Source organism: Exilibacterium tricleocarpae (genome assembly GCF_007004655.1).
GTDB lineage: Bacteria > Pseudomonadota > Gammaproteobacteria > Pseudomonadales > Cellvibrionaceae > Exilibacterium > Exilibacterium tricleocarpae.
Map to the genome: position 1 here is coordinate 328,060 of NZ_ML660092.1, position 18,028 is coordinate 346,087.

The 18,028-nt window shown below is 59.0% G+C and carries 17 protein-coding genes; 12 read left to right on the forward strand and 5 right to left on the reverse strand.

From position 1 onward, the window contains the following. Window positions 1-19: 19 nt before the first annotated feature. The 3 genes from FKG94_RS11460 to FKG94_RS11470 all read right to left on the reverse strand — a co-directional run bounded on the left by FKG94_RS11460 (window position 20) and on the right by FKG94_RS11470 (window position 2,847). Complete coding sequence (locus FKG94_RS11460; protein ID WP_142904439.1) at window positions 20-949, reverse strand: ABC transporter ATP-binding protein; 930 nt, start codon at window positions 947-949, stop codon at window positions 20-22. Then, window positions 946-2,205, reverse strand: a complete 1,260-nt coding sequence (locus tag FKG94_RS11465) for an AmpG family muropeptide MFS transporter (RefSeq protein ID WP_142904368.1) — start codon at window positions 2,203-2,205, stop codon at window positions 946-948. The genes FKG94_RS11460 and FKG94_RS11465 overlap by 4 nt, the downstream gene beginning before the upstream one ends. A gap of 330 nt (window positions 2,206-2,535) precedes the next feature. Next, on the reverse strand, window positions 2,536-2,847 hold the full coding sequence (locus tag FKG94_RS11470; protein ID WP_142904369.1) for an MGMT family protein: 312 nt from the start codon (window positions 2,845-2,847) through the stop codon (window positions 2,536-2,538). Between the two features lie 119 nt (window positions 2,848-2,966). Between FKG94_RS11470 and FKG94_RS11475 the strand changes: the two genes are divergently transcribed. The 7 genes from FKG94_RS11475 (at window position 2,967) to FKG94_RS11505 (ending at window position 9,761) form a co-directional block, all read left to right on the forward strand. Next, window positions 2,967-4,022, forward strand: a complete 1,056-nt coding sequence (locus FKG94_RS11475; RefSeq protein ID WP_142904370.1) for a DUF481 domain-containing protein — start codon at window positions 2,967-2,969, stop codon at window positions 4,020-4,022. A gap of 22 nt (window positions 4,023-4,044) precedes the next feature. Beyond that, window positions 4,045-4,461, forward strand: a complete 417-nt coding sequence (locus FKG94_RS11480; RefSeq protein WP_142904371.1) for an FxsA family protein — start codon at window positions 4,045-4,047, stop codon at window positions 4,459-4,461. A gap of 278 nt (window positions 4,462-4,739) precedes the next feature. Next, window positions 4,740-5,030: a co-chaperone GroES gene (locus FKG94_RS11485; RefSeq protein ID WP_142904372.1), complete on the forward strand. Its 291-nt coding sequence runs from the start codon at window positions 4,740-4,742 to the stop codon at window positions 5,028-5,030. A gap of 167 nt (window positions 5,031-5,197) precedes the next feature. Then, on the forward strand, window positions 5,198-6,835 hold the full coding sequence (gene groL / locus FKG94_RS11490) for a chaperonin GroEL (protein ID WP_142904373.1): 1,638 nt from the start codon (window positions 5,198-5,200) through the stop codon (window positions 6,833-6,835). A gap of 328 nt (window positions 6,836-7,163) precedes the next feature. Next, window positions 7,164-7,745 (forward strand): superoxide dismutase [Fe], encoded by a 582-nt coding sequence (gene sodB / locus FKG94_RS11495; RefSeq protein ID WP_142904374.1) that lies wholly within the window; start codon window positions 7,164-7,166, stop codon window positions 7,743-7,745. Window positions 7,746-7,957: 212 nt separating this feature from the next. Beyond that, the gene (locus tag FKG94_RS11500) at window positions 7,958-8,608 is read left to right on the forward strand and encodes a urate hydroxylase PuuD (protein WP_142904375.1); all 651 of its coding nucleotides are present in this window, start codon (window positions 7,958-7,960) and stop codon (window positions 8,606-8,608) included. A 373-nt stretch (window positions 8,609-8,981) separates the two neighbouring features. After that, a complete protein-coding gene (locus tag FKG94_RS11505; protein ID WP_142904376.1) occupies window positions 8,982-9,761 on the forward strand; it encodes a hypothetical protein in 780 nt (259 codons plus the stop codon). Here FKG94_RS11505 and FKG94_RS29535 read toward each other — a convergent pair. Further along, window positions 9,697-9,993 (reverse strand): Lar family restriction alleviation protein, encoded by a 297-nt coding sequence (locus FKG94_RS29535; protein WP_142904377.1) that lies wholly within the window; start codon window positions 9,991-9,993, stop codon window positions 9,697-9,699. The genes FKG94_RS11505 and FKG94_RS29535 overlap by 65 nt on opposite strands. A gap of 302 nt (window positions 9,994-10,295) precedes the next feature. On the opposite strand from FKG94_RS29535, the gene FKG94_RS11515 reads away from it, so the two are divergent. The 4 genes from FKG94_RS11515 to sbcB all read left to right on the forward strand — a co-directional run bounded on the left by FKG94_RS11515 (window position 10,296) and on the right by sbcB (window position 15,380). Then, window positions 10,296-11,816 carry a fumarate hydratase gene (locus FKG94_RS11515; protein WP_142904378.1) on the forward strand — a complete coding sequence of 507 codons (1,521 nt, stop codon included), beginning with the start codon at window positions 10,296-10,298 and terminating at the stop codon, window positions 11,814-11,816. Between the two features lie 32 nt (window positions 11,817-11,848). Then, window positions 11,849-13,165: a sensor domain-containing diguanylate cyclase gene (locus FKG94_RS11520; RefSeq protein ID WP_142904379.1), complete on the forward strand. Its 1,317-nt coding sequence runs from the start codon at window positions 11,849-11,851 to the stop codon at window positions 13,163-13,165. A gap of 408 nt (window positions 13,166-13,573) precedes the next feature. Beyond that, window positions 13,574-13,831, forward strand: coding sequence for an HP1242/YdcH family protein (locus FKG94_RS11525; protein WP_142904380.1), 258 nt, complete (start codon window positions 13,574-13,576; stop codon window positions 13,829-13,831). Between the two features lie 112 nt (window positions 13,832-13,943). Next, entirely contained in the window at window positions 13,944-15,380 is a 1,437-nt protein-coding gene (sbcB, locus tag FKG94_RS11530; protein WP_142904381.1) for an exodeoxyribonuclease I, read from the forward strand. Between the two features lie 8 nt (window positions 15,381-15,388). Here sbcB and FKG94_RS11535 read toward each other — a convergent pair whose 3' ends face one another. Beyond that, window positions 15,389-16,300 carry a DUF2971 domain-containing protein gene (locus FKG94_RS11535; protein WP_142904382.1) on the reverse strand — a complete coding sequence of 304 codons (912 nt, stop codon included), beginning with the start codon at window positions 16,298-16,300 and terminating at the stop codon, window positions 15,389-15,391. Window positions 16,301-16,816: 516 nt separating this feature from the next. Between FKG94_RS11535 and FKG94_RS11540 the strand changes: the two genes are divergently transcribed. Continuing rightward, window positions 16,817-17,827 carry an aspartate carbamoyltransferase gene (locus tag FKG94_RS11540; RefSeq protein WP_142904384.1) on the forward strand — a complete coding sequence of 337 codons (1,011 nt, stop codon included), beginning with the start codon at window positions 16,817-16,819 and terminating at the stop codon, window positions 17,825-17,827. Window positions 17,828-18,028: the final 201 nt, after the last annotated feature.

Below are 18,028 nucleotides of genomic sequence, written 5' to 3' on the forward strand. Positions count from 1 at the left end.
AGCTTTGCCCCGGTCGGGATTATTCGCGCAGGCTGTGGCCGGTGAGTTTGAGAAACAGATCGTCGAGGGTGGGGTTGCGCACCCGCAACGAGTTCAATTTCACCCGCTGCTGTATCAATTGCTCCAGCGTCTCCTCCACGGCATGGCTTTTGATGGCCACCTGGCTGCCGTTGACGGCGACGACACCGGGCGGTGTTGCCCCGGCGCCGGCGGGCGCGTCTGACGGCGCCAGTGTCGCCGGGTCCAGGTGCGCTGGAAAGTCCTGCCGGTCGATGCAGACGAACACGTAATCGAAATGCTGTTGCAGCAGTTGTTGCGGCGAGCCCTCGGCGATGATCCGGCCGTGGTCGATAATCGCCAGCCGGTCGCACAGTTGCTCCGCCTCATCCATATAGTGGGTGGTCAGCACCACGGTTTTGCCGGCGCTTTTAATGTCCTCGATCAACTGCCAGAAGGCGCGTCGCGACTGGGGATCGAGCCCGGTGGTGGGTTCGTCGAGAAACACCAGCTGCGGATCGTTGATCAGTGCCAGCGCCAGCAACACCCGCTGGCGCTGGCCGCCGGACAATTTGGCGGCGGGTTGGTCGAGAAAGTCACCCAGGTGGCACAGGTCCGCCAACTGTTGCCGCGGCAGGACGCGGGGGTAGAGGTGGGAAAACAGATCCAACACCTCTGTTACCGTCAGGTAATCCATCAACGCCGTGGACTGAAACTGAATGCCGGTTTCCAGCTTAAAGCTGCCGTCCCGCGGTTTGCCTTTGTAGAGAATCTCGCCACTGTTCGGCTCGGTGATACCCTCGATCATTTCGATGGTGGTGGTCTTGCCGGCGCCGTTGGGTCCCAGCAAACCAAAACAGGTACCGGGCTCGATGGCAAACGACAGGCCATTGACGGCCTGCACGTCTTTGAAGTGCTTGGTCAGCGACCTGACCTGCAGGATCGCGCTCACGGTGTCGCCTCTCGGGTGGTGGGGACGGGGTGCTCGTGCCACGGCGCCACCTTGATCAGCAGCGCCATGCCCGGCAGCGCCAGCACCGCGCAGAGATAGAAAAAGCTTTCCCAGCCGATCTGCTCCACCAAAAAACCGGTGGTGGTATTGGCCAGGGTGCGGGGCAGGGCGGCGATGGCGGTAAACAGCGCAAACTGGGTGGCGGTATAGTGCTTGCTGGTGGTGCGGGCAATAAAGGCGACCGAGGCGGCCGTGCCCAGACCCACGCCGAGGTATTCGAAACTGATGACCAGGGCCAGCACCCAGTTGTTGGCCCCCACGTGGGCCAGCAGGGCGAAACCCAGGATCGATACCAGTTGCACCAGCCCGAACAACCACAGCGCGCGGTTGATGCCGATCTTGATCATAATGATACCGCCGGCGATGCTGCCGAACAGCATCGGCCAGAGGGCGGCATTCTTGGCGATCAGGCCGATCTCGGTCAGGCTGAAACCGAGATCGATATAAAACGGCGTCGACAGCGCGGTCGCCATATTGTCGCCGAGCTTATAGAAAAACAGAAACGCCAGAATCCACAGCGCCTGGCGTACCCCCTGGCGGCTGAAAAACTCTTTGAACGGATCGACCACGGCGTCGTGCAGGGTGTCGGGGTGAAAGTCGTGCACCGGTTCTTTGATGACCAGCGTCAACACCATCCCGATCAGCATAAACAGCGATGTGGCCCCGAACACGAACTGCCAGGAAAAGTGATCGGCCATGATCAGCGACAGCGCGCCGGGGATAAAGCCGGCCATGCGATAGGCGTTGATATGAACGGAATTGCCGAACCCCAGTTCGGCATCGGGCAGCAGCTCGCGGCGGTAGGCGTCGAGCACGATATCCTGGGTGGCGCTGAAAAAAGCCACTGCGGTGGCCAGGTAGGCAATCGACCAGAGCGATTCGTGCAGGTCGAGCCAGGGCAGGGCGGCGATGGAGATCAGCAGCAAAAACTGGCTCAGCAGCATCCAGCCGCGGCGCAGCCCGAGCAGCGGCAACTGGAAGCGGTCGAGTAGCGGCGACCACACAAACTTCCACACATAGGGCAGGCCGACGAGGGAAAACAGACCGATTTCCGCCAGGCCCACACCCTCCTTGCGCAGCCAGGCCGGCACCAGTTGAATAAGCAGGAAAAAAGGTAACCCGGAGCTAAAGCCGGTGAAGATACAAATTAACGTGCGGCGGTTGAAGATCGCATTCTGGATTGCCGAGTCAGCCATTTATAATCCAAATGGGGGAAAGTGGTGCGCCCACCTTAACGAATTGTGGTAGCGAGTCAAACGCTTAAAGCGTTTGTTGCCCTGCAGTCTGGCCCGGGCTGCCCGGATATCGCGCCGGCAATCTTGAGCACTGGTCACCGATCATTGGCCGGCACCGGTTGCACCGGCTTCTCGGGTAGTGATCGATGACCAGGCCGCGTATGGTATCAAACGGCACAGGTACAAAGTGTGATCGGGTCTGAAATGCTAATCGATCTATAACACAAGCACCCAACACCGGCTTTGGCGTCTACTGTCTACCGATTGGTTCGACACCCTGCACTATCCCGGCTAGGGCTGCCAGCGAAACTGGCGCAGGCTCAAGCGCTCGCCGATAAACTCGACCCCCTCGCGCTGCAATCGATCTTTCTGTCGCGCATAGCCGGGCGAGTCCGGCGGCAGTGAGAGCCTGCCCTGGCTGTTGATAACTCGGTGCCACGGCAGTTGCGTGTCTTTTGGCAGGCGGCTCATGGTGGTGCCCACCAGGCGCGCCGCCCGCGACAGACCGGCCAACTCGGCGACCTGGCCGTAAGTGGCGACACGGCCGGGGGGAATCATACTGACCACCTGATAGATACGGCGTTTGGTGTCTTCATCGGTCATAAGCGGCTCATTGTGCTATTTGTTCGGTAATGCGGTAAATCGGGACTGTGGTCCGGGTCTCCCGGTTTGCGGGGTGAATCGGTTAGAATGGGGCCATTTTGGCGAATGAGGTTTTGCTTGTGAAGCGTCCGCAGCCCCTGTCGTTACGATTGGCGTTACTCGTGCTGGTGCTCGTGTGTATACCGTTTGGGTCACCCGTGGCGGTCGCCGGGGTGTTGGTATTAAAAAACGGCGACCGGCTGCAGGGCGACCTGGTCAAGCTGGAAGATGAAAAAATCACCTGGAAATCCGACTCTTTCGGCACGCTGTCGATTGCCCAGGATCGGGTCGAAAGCCTCTCGACCACCACCCTGGTGAAAATGGACGGCCACTCCGAACCCTGCGCCGTGGTGGGCGCGCGCGGCGAGGAGCTGCAGTTCAGTTGCGCCGACCATTCCAGCGGGCGGGTGCCGCTGGCGGCGCTGGAGCGTCTGTTGCCCTACGAGGATCACTTCAACGGCGCCCACACCTACCGCGGCAAGTTATCCGTGGCGGGCACCCACACCCGCGGCAACCGGCGCGAGGAGGACTGGGAGGTGGATTCCGAGGTGGAGTTTCGCCGCGGCGATATGCGCCATATGTTCGGGGTCGAATTTGAGAGCGAATCCACTAACGACGAGGCGGCCGAGGAGGAGTTCGATTTCACCTACGGGCTGTCGTGGTTTTTTCAGGAGCGCTGGTTTTTGGTCAACGACCTTGGCCTCGGTATGGACGAGTCGAAAAATATCGATGAGCGTTACGCCTTCGGTAGCGGCCTCGGGTACCAGTTCTGGGAAACCGATCGCAAGACCCTGTCGCTCGAGTCCGGGGTCTCTTACCTGAAGGAGCTGTTTAACCGCAGCCCGGGTGACAGCGAGGGGTTCGAGCGCGAGAGCAGCCGTGTTACCTGGCGCTGGGCCACCAATTTTCGCTACAAGCTGCCGCTGTCGGCGTCGCTGGTGCACAAGAATGAGTTATTCTACTCCTTCGAGGACAGCGGCGACTGGGAGTTCGACTCCGACACCGGCTTGAATGTGCCCCTGGGGGCGGGTCTGTTTTCAGAATTCAAGGTGGAATACGATTACGACAATATGCCCCAGCAGGATGAGCGTAAATCGGACACCAAACTGAGCGTGGGGGTGGGCTACGTCTGGTAGCGCTGCGTCCCGGGGGGAAGTTGTGAGAAGTTTGTTGCTGTTGTTTGTGGCCGTGCCCATTGTCGAGATATGGATATTGATCAAGGTGGGCAGCCAGATCGGTGCCCTGTTTACGATCGCGGTGGTGATACTGACCGCCGTGGTCGGCGTGGGGCTACTGCGCCAACAGGGGCTCAGTACCCTGTTGCGGGCCCGCCAGCGCCTGCAGATGGAGGAGATTCCGGCCCAGGAGGTGATCGAGGGGCTGTTTATCGCCTTCGGCGGCGCACTGCTGTTGACCCCCGGTTTTCTCACCGATGCCGTCGGCTTCGCCTGCCTGCTGCCGGTCTCGCGCCGGCTAATGGTTAGACGCCTGCAGCCGCGGGTGGCGGTCTGGCAGTCGACCCGCCGGCCCCCCGATTCGCGTACATTGGAAGGCGAATTCAAGCGCCACGACTGACTGCCGGCGCGCCATCGGTCGGCACCAGCCCGGGTTGCCGTATTTTTTTTTCACCCCGGTGTTGAAATTCCCAAAACCAGCCCCATCTTGGCCTACACCTAGATTTTATCCTCCGCCCGGCAACAGTGTGCTGGAGGAGCCAATCGCAGAAACTGGCCCGGTGACCTGGGGCTTGAAAGTCTGTCGGGCGGCACCATATAGGCCTTCAATGTCAGGGGCTGTGCCCGTGACGACGTAGAAACGAGTGATTGATAAAGATAGTTTTGGAGACCAAGTCCATGAATATTCGTCCGTTACACGATCGAGTTGTGGTTCGCCGCAAGGAAGAAGAAGCTACCTCCGCCGGCGGAATCGTATTGCCGGGTTCTGCCCAGGAAAAGCCCAATCAGGGGGAAGTCGTTGCCGTGGGTAACGGCCGTGTACTGGATAGCGGCGAAGTCCGTCCCGTAGACGTCAAGGTGGGTGATGTAGTGGTGTTCGGCAAGTACGCCGGCAGCGACACGATTGAAGTCGACGGTGAGGAGCTGGTTATCCTCAGCGAGAGCGACATCAAGGCCGTCGTCGAATAAACCCCGAGCCAGGCCTCGTACACACGTCGAGTGAGTTTATCGGGTTATAGAGACGCATCTGGTATAGAGACGCATCTGGTTGTGAACGTACTTGGTTGCAAGTACCGCTCAGTTGGAAATACACAGCCGGGTGTAAACGAAGATAGAGAAGAGTTAAGGAACTGAATATGGCAGCTAAAGATATTAAATTCGGTGATGAAGCCCGCCAGCGCATGATGGCCGGTGTAAACATTCTGGCCGACGCGGTCAAGGCCACTCTCGGCCCCAAAGGCCGTAACGTGGTACTCGACAAGTCCTTCGGCGCGCCCACCGTAACCAAAGACGGTGTGTCTGTGGCCAAGGAGATCGAACTGTCAGACAAGTTCGAGAATATGGGTGCGCAAATGGTGAAGGAAGTGGCCTCCAAGGCCTCTGACGACGCCGGTGACGGCACCACTACTGCCACTGTGCTGGCACAGACCATCGTCAACGAAGGTCTGAAGTCGGTGGCTGCCGGTATGAACCCCATGGACCTCAAGCGCGGCATTGACAAAGCTGTGACCGCCGCAGTTGCTCACATCCACTCCATCGCTCAGCCCTGCACCGATTCAAAAGCCATCGCCCAGGTAGGTACCATCTCTGCCAACAGCGACGAATCCGTGGGCACTATCATTGCAGAAGCGATGGAAAAAGTCGGCAAAGAAGGCGTTATTACCGTCGAGGAAGGCAATGCCCTGGACAATGAACTGGACGTGGTTGAAGGTATGCAGTTCGATCGCGGTTACCTGTCCCCTTACTTCATCACCAACCAGGACAATATGAGCGCCGAGCAGGAAAATCCTTACATCCTGCTGGTAGACAAGAAAATCTCCAATATCCGCGAGCTGCTGCCGCTGCTGGAGAATGTCGCCAAGGCCGGCAAGCCGCTGGTGATTGTCGCCGAAGACGTGGAGGGCGAAGCCCTGGCCACACTGGTGGTCAATAACATGCGCGGCATCGTCAAGGTTGGTGCCTGTAAAGCCCCGGGCTTCGGCGACCGTCGCAAAGCCATGCTGCAGGACATCGCCATTCTGACCGGCGGCACTGTGATTTCCGAAGAAGTCGGCCTCGACCTTGAGTCGGCCACCCTGGAACACCTCGGCCAGGCCAAGCGTGTCACCATGTCCAAGGAAAACACCACCATTGTCGACGGCGCCGGCGTAGCCAAGGACATCGAATCCCGGGTTGCCCAGATTCGCGTGCAGATCGAAGAGTCCACCTCTGATTACGACAAGGAAAAGCTGCAGGAACGCGTCGCCAAGCTGGCCGGCGGTGTTGCAGTGATCAAAGTGGGCGCTGCCACCGAAGTGGAAATGAAAGAGAAGAAGGCTCGCGTTGAAGATGCGTTACATGCAACCCGCGCGGCTGTGGAAGAGGGTGTGGTACCCGGCGGCGGCGTAGCACTGATTCGCGCCGTGCAGGCCATCGAAGGTATGGAAGGCCACAACGATGATCAAACGGCCGGTATCAATATCGCCCGTCGCGCCATGGAAGCCCCCATGCGCCAGATCGTTGCCAACGCCGGTGAAGAGGCCTCTGTTGTGGCTGAAAAAATCCGCCAGTCCGAGGGCAACCACGGCTTTAACGCCGGCACCGGCGAGTACGGCGATATGCTGGAGATGGGTATTCTCGATCCGGCCAAGGTTACCCGTACTGCATTGCAGGCTGCCGGCTCCATCGCCGGTCTGATGGTGACCACTGAAGCCATGGTGGCTGACAAGCCCGAAGACAAGCCGGCTGCAGCGCCGGCTATGCCCGACATGGGCGGCATGGGCGGCATGATGTAAGCGCTGTCCACGCAGACAGAGAAAGCGGCCGTTAACGGCCGCTTTTTTTCTGTTTAATAAATTTGTAAAGCATTGACTTTATAAAAAGGTTTTGGCAGAGTTCGCAGGCGTTCTCAACAAAGCAGGCGTTGTTAATGAAATGGTGTCCTTCGCTTGCGCCTTAGTTTTGTTTGAACAGCGGCTTTGTTTGAAAATCAGTCTTGTTTGAACCTTGGTTCTGCTTGAATGGTAGCTTTGCTTAAACCATAGCGCCGCTTGAACCGTAACTTAATGAACCGCACTTACTGAACCAAACCTATCTTGAATATCTATCTAGAGGTTGTCTGATATGAGCATCGAGTTACCCGCATTGCCCTACGCCCAGGATGCCCTGGAACCGCATATCTCCGCCGAGACATTGTCGTTCCACTATGGCAAACACCACCAGACCTACGTCACCAAGCTCAATGGTCTGTTGCCGGGCTCCGAGTTTGAAGGCAAAGCGCTGGAGGATATCGTAAAGTCCGCCAGTGGCGGCATTTTCAATAACGCCGCCCAGGTCTGGAACCACACCTTTTACTGGAACTGCCTCAGCCCCGCCGGTGGCGGTGTCGCAACGGGCCCGGTAGCCGCCGCTATCGACGCCGCCTTCGGTTCCTTCGAGGCATTCAAAGAGGCATTTACCAACGCCGCCGTCAACAACTTCGGCTCCGGCTGGACCTGGCTGGTCAAGCAGGCTGACGGCACAGTGGCTATCGTCGATACCAGCAATGCCGGCACGCCGCTAACGGATTCTGCGGTGACACCGCTGTTGACTGTGGATGTTTGGGAACACGCCTACTATATCGACTACCGCAACGTGCGGCCCGATTACCTGAAGGCTTTCTGGTCCCTGGTCAACTGGGAGTTTGTCAACGGCAATTTTGCCTGATCCCCCGGGCGCCAACCTCTGGCCCGTCATCGCCGCCGATTGTCCGGCAGTGGCGGCAGTGGGACAGGCACTTGCCGATGCGCAGTGCTTTGTCCCACGTTACTGACTGCTACAGTTACGACTTTGCAATTAGCGTCGCAATCTTGGTATAAAGGCGCATTAGCCGCAGCTCTACGACTAATAATAACAATCTATACAGTGGGGAATTACCAATGGAAATCAGAGATCTGATCGTATTTTTATTTCGCTGGGCGCATTTGTTGTTCGGGATCGCCTGGATCGGTTTGCTGTATTACTTTAATTTTGTGCAGGGTGGTTACTTCAAAAAGGCCTCGCCGGAAGCCCTCAGCGATGCCAAAGCCAAGCTGGCGCCCAGTGCGCTCTGGTGGTTCCGCTGGGGGGCCATGATGACCTTCCTGACCGGCGTGGTGTTGCTGGTGGGTCTGCAGCACGGCTCTCTGATCAATGACTATATCGTGATCGGCGTGGTGCTCGGCATTTTGATGTTTTTGAATGTGTGGTTGGTCATCTGGCCCAACCAGAAAATTGCCCTGGGCCTGGTCGAGGGCGGCGACGGCCCACAGGCGGCCGCCAAGGCGTTGTTGGCGTCGCGCACCAACACCCTGTTTTCCGCTCCCATGGCTTACTGTATGCTCGCCTCGCCCCATCTCGGCTATCAGGGCGATCACCTGCTGGTGGCCAATGGCGGCGGCACCGGGATGTGGGTGGCGCTGGCACTGGTGGCGGCGCTGGAGGTCAATGCGCTGGCGGGCAAGCAAGGTCCGATGACTACGGTGCAGGGGGTCATTGTCAGCAGTTTGGTGCTGACCGCCGTTTTAGTTGGGCTGTTGGTCGCACTCTAGACAAAAGCCACTGGCAGCCGTTCGCCAGATACTGGATACTAACGCCGTTAAGGATTCCTGCGCCGATGGCAATTCGGGCGCCAGCGCCGGTATCGATTACAGGCGGGCAGAGCGTTCCTGCGCAGTGCGCCGATTAAGCTGAGAGACGACGCCTGTGTTAATGGGACGTCGTTGAAACACAGTTTAAATACGGTCGAAATAGGGTTGCAACATTGTTGAGGCATTGCTGAAATACTGTTGCAGTCCTAGAACGACCGTGTAGGGACAAGGTTGCGCCGTGCAGGCTGTACCCGGACTATGTCCGAAACTGTATCCAAACTACGTTGTCCAGAACCAGGCATCGTAATTGTATGTATTGTAATTGAGTGTTTCCATGACCCCGGAGCGAAGAGAGCCGACGATTTCCAATATCACCCCTGACCGTGATGAAATCGCTTCCCACCAGCAGCGGACCAAAGTCCGCCCCCCACCGCCACCGAATCACGGCGGCACACCGCCGCCGACCCGAGTGCAGCGTTCGTCCCTGACGCCCTTTGCCCTGTTGCTGGCGCTGACCGGGTTGGGCCTGGCGGGTTTTGTCTATTGGCAGACACTCGGTCTGCAGAATCGGTTGGCACAGGCCGACGAGCGCATTCAAAGCCTCGAACAGCGGCTGGAGCTGTCCGATGACGAATCCACCGAGTCGGTCACTGCGATTCGCGCCAAACTGAAGTGGGCGGATTCGGAGATACGCAAGCTCTGGGGCGTCGCCCACGACCGCAACCGCAAAGCCATCGCCGACAACAAGGAGCAGCTCGCAGCCTTGGACAAGTCGTTTAAGGCGACGGCCGCGGAGACGCAAAAAATACTGGCCAGCAGCTCGGCGCAGGCGGCGTCCGTTGCAGCGCTGGAATCCCAGACCAGCGCGCGCCAGGCGGAAGTGGACCGGGTCGCCGGTGATTTGGTTGCCCAGCGCCAGCAGTTGCAGTCTGTGGTCGACCAGGCCAATCGGCTGGATCAGCAGCTCGGTCGTCTGCAGACGGATATCGCCGGGCGCGTGAAGACCAATGAAGAAGCCATCGAGGCGATAGACGCCTACCGGCGCAATATCAATCGGGACCTGTTGCGCCTGCAGCAGCAGGTGCAACAGGGCGGACGGGCTTCAACCCCTTAAGCGATCCGGTGTCGGTGGCAGGTTGTTGGAATACCGGAGCAGGCGCTACACCGCTGCCCTCTCGTGATAGTCTGGCAGTATAGTTCCAGTCCTCTACGGCATCTTTTAGCAGGCGCCGGTGCGGACCGTTGGACTTGCAGCTTTCACAGGTGACAGAGTGAGAAAACAGGTGACTGCTGAAATGCAGGTGCCTACTCTGACAAAACGGGCAGGGCTCAATTTGCATCGCCATTCGGGTTTTACTAACTCACAGCAGTGACAACTATTACTTGCAGTGTAATCCCGTCTGGGCCGATTGCAAGACAATAGAGACAGGATTTTCCCGCGTCAGTGTCTTGCACCGTCCTGTTGCCTGACTTTATGACAAACAACTTATTGCAACCGGCAGAACCTTGGTCTATGTAGTTGACGAGCAGCCCATTGCGTTATCTGACGAGCCGGGCATTGCGGCAGTGCTTGGTGTAAAATTTCTGCCCGCACGCCGGGTTCGCCGCCGGCATCCTACCACCCCAATCGAATAAGAGATGTATTTCCATGACAACCGTGATTCGCCAAGACGACCTCATCGACAGCGTTGCCGATGCGCTGCAGTTTATCTCCTATTATCACCCCGCGGATTTTATTCGAGCGGTTCACGGGGCCTATCAGAGAGAAGCCAATCCGGCCGCCAAAGATGCCATGGCGCAGATACTGATCAACTCCCGCATGTGTGCCATGGGACACCGGCCGATCTGTCAGGACACCGGCATCGTCACAGTCTTTCTGAGGGTGGGTATGCAGGTGCAGTGGGCCGGTGACCTGAGCGTAACGGATATGGTTAATGAAGGCGTGCGGCGGGCTTACGGCCATCCCGATAACGTGCTGCGGGCCTCTATCCTCGATGATCCGGACGGCGCCCGAAAAAATACCGGCGACAACACACCGGCAGTGATCCATTACGAACTGGTGCCGGGTGATACGGTGGAGGTGCACGTTGCCGCGAAGGGCGGCGGCAGCGAAGCCAAGAGCAAGTTCGCGATGCTGAATCCTTCGGATTCCGTGGTCGACTGGGTGCTGCAGGTGGTGCCGCAGATGGGCGCCGGCTGGTGTCCGCCGGGCATGCTTGGCATCGGCATCGGCGGCACTGCCGAAAAAGCCATGTTGCTGGCCAAGGAGGCGCTGCTGGACCCGATCGATATCCACGACCTGGCCGAACGCGGCGCCGCCAACCGCGCCGAACAGTTGCGCCTGGAACTGATGCAGAAAGTCAATGCACTGGGTATCGGCGCCCAGGGCCTGGGCGGTTTGACCACAGTGCTGGATGTAAAAGTGAAGGACTACCCCACCCACGCCGCCAACAAAGCCGTAGCGCTTATTCCCAACTGCGCGGCCACCCGCCACACCCATTTCACCCTCACCGGCGCGGGACCGGCGCTGCAGCAACCGCCGCGGCTCGAGGACTGGCCGGAAATCGTCTGGGAAGTCGGCGACAGTGTGCGGCGCGTAAACCTCGACACGGTTACCGCCGAGGACGTAAAAACCTGGCAGCCGGGTGAGACTCTGCTGTTGTCCGGAACAATGCTGACCGGCCGCGACGCCGCGCATAAGAAAATGGTGGATTTACTGGCCAAAGGGGAATCCCTGCCGGTGGATTTAAGCGGTCGGTTCATCTATTACGTAGGACCGGTCGATCCGGTGCGCGACGAAGTGGTGGGACCGGCGGGCCCGACCACCGCAACGCGCATGGACAAGTTTACCCGCACCATGCTCGAGCAGACCGGCCTGCTCGGCATGATCGGCAAGGCCGAGCGCGGCCAGGCAGCGATCGAGGCGATCCGGGACAATGCCTCGGTATACCTGATGGCCGTCGGTGGAGCCGCCTACCTGGTGGCCCAGGCCATCAAATCGGCGCGGGTCGTGGGCTTTCCCGAACTGGGGATGGAAGCCATTTATGAGTTCGGCGTCGAAGATATGCCGGTCACCGTTGCGGTCAGTTCCGATGGCGAATCCGTGCATCGAACCGGGCCGCAAACCTGGCAGGCAAAAATAGAGCAGGGCGTGGTGGAGCTGCAGTAACCGGCTGCACACAAGCGCTGGAGGTTGATCGATTGGATGCCGGCCCGGTACAGGGACGTCCCGTGCTGAGTGGTCTGCGGATCAGCGGCAAGGTGATGCTGGTATCCATGGCCACCACCGCAATTGCTATGACGGTGATCGTGGGTGCCTTTATCTACTACGATTTGCAGTCGCTTGAGAGCAACCGCGAACATCGGATCAATGCCCAACTGGATATTCTGAGCAAAAACATCTCGGCTGCGATGATCTTTGAGGATGCGGTGTCGGCCGGGGAACTGTTGGGATCGCTGGCCGCCGATCCCTCCATTCTCGCGGCGCTGGTGTTCACCGGTGACGATGTGGTGTTTGCGGAGTACCACAGCCGCGAGTCAGACATCGGCTATCCGGTGGTCGGCGGGCGTTCTTCGGGCCCCGGCCGCTATCCCGGTGTCGCCTTGTTCAGTCGCGATATTGTTGTCGACGGTACCAAGATCGGCACTGTCACCAGTTGGGTGAGCAACCGCGAGGTGACCGAGGGTATTACCCGCACGCTGTGGTATGCCGGCGCCTCTTTCGTATTGGCGAGCCTGGTCGCTTTCTTTGTCTCCCTGGTGATTCAAAACACGATTTCCGGCCCCATCAAACACTTGAACGAGCTGTCGCGCCGGGTGACCGATACCGGCGATTATAAAATTCGCGCCAGCCTCAGCAGCGACGATGAAGTCGGCGAACTGGCGCAGGCGTTCAACAGCATGCTCGACTATATCGACCAGCGCGATACCATGTTGGAAAAGCAGGTCAGGCAGCGCACCGCAGAGTTGGAAAAACTGGCCGAAGAGTTTCGCTACCGCGCCTTTCACGATGCCTTGACCGGTCTACCCAATCGCTCGCTGTTGAATGAGCATTTCGCCACCGCCGTCGCTCACGCCAAGCGCAACCAGACCCGCTGTTCGCTGCTGTTGCTGGATTTGGATAATTTCAAGAACATCAACGACACCCTCGGCCACGATATCGGCGACGAGTTGCTGAAGTCGGTTGCGGCGCGGATTTTCAATGTGGTGCGGGCGGGGGACCTGGTGTGCCGCCTGGGCGGTGACGAATTCGTCGTGCTGGTGGGGGATGTCACCGCAATAGCGGCCATTGAAGTCATTGCCGGTCACATTATTGAGGCGCTACAGCAGGATGTCGACATCGACGATCGTAGTTTGAAAGTCACCGTCAGCATCGGCGCCAGTCTCTATCCCGACCACGGCACCGACCTGGTGACGTTGAAACGCAACGCCGATATCGCCATGTATAAAGCCAAAGAGGCCGGCCGCAACCAGTACAAGCTCTTTGAAAGCAGTATGGCCGAACTCCGGATCTGGTAGCTTGAGTTCCCGTGAGGCTTTCGTTTTGCGGCTGAGGCTCCCGTTTCGTGGTCGCGGCTACCGGTTCAATGGCTAAAGCTTCTGGTTGAGTGGCTGAATTAGCCCGGCTTTGGTTATAACGAAAGTGTTAACCCCAGGGGTTGGCAGCTCCCGGCGATACTCTTTACACTAGCGCTATATCGCCGGCCTGGGCGCCAGTGCGCGCCGGCCCGGTTTGCGCGCCAACAGGGTCGACAAACCGCAAAGCGGCCGGCAGTCACGTTTGCATCTTCTCGTTTTGGGGTTCCGGTTGCATGCACCGTATCCGCTCGCCCGGTTGTCCGTTTACATCCACTATCCATACCCCGCACATGGCGAGTCGAGCCTGTTTCGAGCAGCGATTGCTCTTTTTAACGGAGGTTAACAAGTATGTCAGATATCCCAAACCACAGTTTGGCAAATGACTTTCCCGACGATCGGGAGCTGATCCACCAGTTAAAAACCGAAGACCCCAGGTTTGCCCGTATGGCGGCCGAGTACCACGAACTGGACCATCAGGTGCGGGGCCTCGAAAATCGCTCGATCCCCACCAGCGACAGCAATTTTGAAACTCTGAAAAAGCGTCGGCTGCATCTCAAGGATGAGTTGTATGCGATGATCAAAAAGAATCACACTCGCACCAGCTAACCTTATTTTGCACTGACAGCACCGCCACCGCGCCTGTTCCGGGTGCGGTATCCCGGCGCCTGAAATGATGGTAAGTTGCAGGCCACAGCGGCGCGACGGGGGCGATGCAAAATTGAACACACTGTATTGGCACGATTACGAGACCTGGGGTGCAACGCCGGCGCGGGACCGGCCCTGCCAGTTTGCCGGTGTGCGTACCGACCAGGCGCTGAACGTGGTGGGCGAACCCCTGCAACTGTACTGCCGTCCCCCCGTCGATATGTTGCCGCACCCCGAAGCCTGCCTGGTGACCGGCATTACCCCCCAGCAGGCGCTGGCCGAGGGTGTCACTGAACGGGAATTTATGGCCGCCATTCACCGGGAACTGGTACAGCCGGGCACCTGCGGTGTCGGTTACAACAGTCTCAGGTTTGACGATGAAGTAACCCGCTACGGCCTCTATCGTAACTTTTACGATCCCTACGAGCGGGAGTGGAAAAACGGCAATTCCCGCTGGGATATCATCGATATGTTGCGCCTGACGCGGGCGTTGCGGCCGGCGGGCATCGAGTGGCCCGATACCGCCGAGGGCAAACCCAGTTTTAAACTGGAGGCCATCACCCAGGCCAACGGCCTTGCCCACGAGGCGGCCCATGACGCCTTGTCCGACGTTCACGCGACCATTGCCGTGGCCAGGCTGGTCAAAGAGCGGCAGCCGGCTTTGTATCAGTATGTGTTCGAGCTGCGCAAAAAACAGCGGGTAGCGGAGCTGATCGACTTGCGCGGGCGCCGGCCGCTGCTGCATATTTCGTCGATGTTTCCCGCCGAGCGGGGGTGTGCCGCCCTGGTGGTGCCGCTGGCGAAGCATCCCACCAACACCAATGCCGTGGTGGTGTTCGATCTGTGTGCCGATCCCGGCCCGCTGTTGGCGCTGGACAGCGAGGGGATTCGCGCGCGGGTGTTCACCCCGAAAGACGCGCTGGCGCCAGGGGTCGAACGCCTGCCCCTGAAGCTGGTGCACTTGAATAAATGTCCCGTACTGGCGACCCCCAAGTTGCTCGACCGCGCCGCTGCCGCGCGTCTGAACATCGACCGCGACCTCTGTGAGAAACACTGGCAACAACTGTTGCGGGCCGATATCGCAGAGAAAATCCAGCAGGTCTTCGCCGCGCCGCCGTTCGAGCAGCCGGCCGACCCGGAGCAACAGCTTTATGCGGGTTTTTTGAACGATCGGGACCGCCAGACCGTCCGCGAGGTGCGCGAGGCGGACGGCGCCGCCCTGGCCGATACCTCTTTCAGTTTTCACGACCCGCGCCTGCCCGAACTGCTGTTTCGGTACCGGGCGAGAAATTTCCCCGAAACCTTATCGCAGGCGGAGCGGCAGCTCTGGCACGAGCACAGCCTGCAACGCTTGAGCGGCGCCGGTGAAGAGGGCTTTTTGACCCTGGCGGCCTTTGGCGCGCGCGTTGCCGAGTTGCGCGCAGAGGGCGGCCTGACCCCGCAGCAGGATCGGCTGCTGGCGGATTTATTGGCTTACGGCGAGGACCTGGTGGCGCGGTTGCGCGCCTGAACGACGGTTTACTTGCGGGTGGTAATGCGCTCGAAATCCACTTCGTATTTGCCCGGCACCGCCCTCGCCTGAAAGATTTTGGCGTGGCTGTATTGCGCTTTCAGCAGCTCGCAAAGCTTCCGCTTGACCGCGGTGTCGGTGTAGATGCCGAAGTAAACACCGGTAATCTCGTTGCACTCGAACTTGATATCGTCGAACCAGTTAGTGGCATCGGTGTGGTCGGCGGAGGTTGAATCATCGGCCCGGTGAAAACAACGCCACTCCTGAATGGGGCTGTCCACCGTGGGTTTACTGGTGAACTTTTCATAAAACTGCTCCTGTGGCACGCAACGTTCATCACCGATGATAACGCCCAGTTGCTCCCGCAGTGTGGTGATGTCCGGGCGCCCGCCGCGGTAGTTGACCTGCCTTGGTTTCGGCAGGGCGGTGAACTCGCCGCACTGGAAGCGGATGGCGACGCCGTGGTGGCGCTCACCGTACTGGCGCCAGGCGGCGATGTTGTTCGGTTTGGCGCTGAAGCAGCAGATACGCAGCCGGCGGGTAAACTTGCGCCAGTCCATCATGACCTGGTCGATGGCCGCCTGGCGCTGGTCGATGATCTGCGACAGCAGCTCCTGCAGCACATCCTCGGCCTCCTCCGGGGATGAGAAGCGTTCCTCATCCCGCCAGCGCCGGATAGCCGTCACCAGCGGTGTATTGCCGCGCGGGGCATCCCTCGCAAAAATCATTGCTGTAGCCGCTTTGATCGCGGCGCTCAACAGCTCGTGGGGGTCGAACGGCAGCCCGGTATCGTGATTGAGTTCGAAGGGGTCGCAAAACAGGTGCGGAGCGCACCAGCGCAATGACCGATTGGACAGAATTTTCCCGGCAGTGTCTGCCGTACAGTATTTGACCAGGGTTTCCGGGTGGTGTAAGGCCACAATATGTCCTTGTTGGTGATTGGGTGTACCGGATTTGACTCGCACCTGGCCTGGATTGCGCCAGTGTGCAGGGTTGCTCCGATGCAGCCATGGCTGCGTTTATGTTTACCAGCCTCGCCGGTGTGCCGGCTCCACCGGCGCCCGATTCCGGTGCGAAAACTCAGCGCATGGGGGCCGACACCCCAGTGAGGTCCGGGCTGCTTCCTTATCTATTAGCAATTTATCGGCACTCTAGCAATTTACTGGAGCTCTGGCCGTTTATCGCGGCTCTGGCGGTTTATCGGGGTTGCGGCGGCTTTAAGGCGCTGCGGCGGTTTCGTAGTGTTCTGGCCGCTTGTCAGCATATCGGCGATTTTACGGCGTTTTGTGTGCTGGTGGTTCTCCGGCGATCTTGGCAATTTAGCGGCTGATCAACGGTGTTATGTGGGTAAATCTGAAGCTACAATAGCGGCTGTTTAGCGGCCGCCCAGCCGCTGTCAACGGGCGGCGGCACAGCGGAAATCCTGAGGAGCGATTGTGGAGTTTGTCGGTGCGAATATTCTTTCCATTGAACAGTTTGAACGGGCGGATATTGAACGGGTATTCGACGTTGCCGATGCCATGGAGCCCTATGCGCTGCGCCGGCGTGTCACCCGGGTGCTGGAAGGGGCCATTCTCGGCAATATGTTCTTCGAGGCCAGCACTCGCACCCGGGTGAGTTTTGGCTGTGCCTTCAACCTGCTGGGCGGCGAGGTGCGCGAAACCACCGGCTTTGCCAGCTCCGCCATCAGCAAGGGCGAATCGCTCTACGATACGGCCAGGGTGCTGTCCGGCTACAGCGATGTGATCTGTATGCGCCACCCCGAGCCGGGCTCGGTGGCTGAATTTGCCGCTGCCAGCCGGGTGCCGGTGATTAATGGCGGCGACGGTCACAACGAACACCCGAGCCAGGCGTTGCTGGACCTGTATACCATTCGCAAAGAACTGGCCGATAAAAACCGGCAGGTGGATGGCATGCGAATCGCCATGATCGGCGATCTGAAGTACGGCCGCACCGTGCACTCGCTGTGCAAGCTGTTGAAAGTGTTTCGCGACCTGCACCTGACCCTGGTGTCGCCGGCGGAGCTGGCAATGCCGGATGATATCGTCGACGATTTGCGTGGGGCGGGGCACCAGGTGCAGGTTTCCGACGATCTCACCCACAGTATTGCCCATGTGGATATCGCCTACTCCACCCGCATTCAGGAGGAGCGCTTCGATTCGCGCCGGGAAGCGGACCTGTACCGCGGGCGGTTTCGGCTCAACCAGGCGATCTATACCCAGTACTGCGAGCCCAACACCGTGATCATGCACCCCCTGCCGCGGGATTCGCGGGCGGCTGCCAATGAGCTGGACGAGGACCTGAACCAGAACCCCAACCTGGCTATTTTTCGCCAGACCGACAACGGTGTGTTGGTGCGTATGGCACTGTTTGCCCTGATCCTGGATGTAGTGGATCAAGTCGATCGCTGCGCGCGGCCGGTAAACTGGTACAATCGGCGCCATTGAAGGTTGTTGTTAAAAGGTTGTCGTGATAAGCGCCCGGCTGCTTATTGGTGCGGCGGGCAAGATGAACCGTTCATTTATTTTCATATAGCGATTCTGTCTATTTTGTTCAAAAGCTAGACAAAATAAGTTTAAATAGTGTCGTCGATTTGTGACATTTATTTCCCTTTGTGACAGAGTGCGGCGTTACACTATGACCGTGGA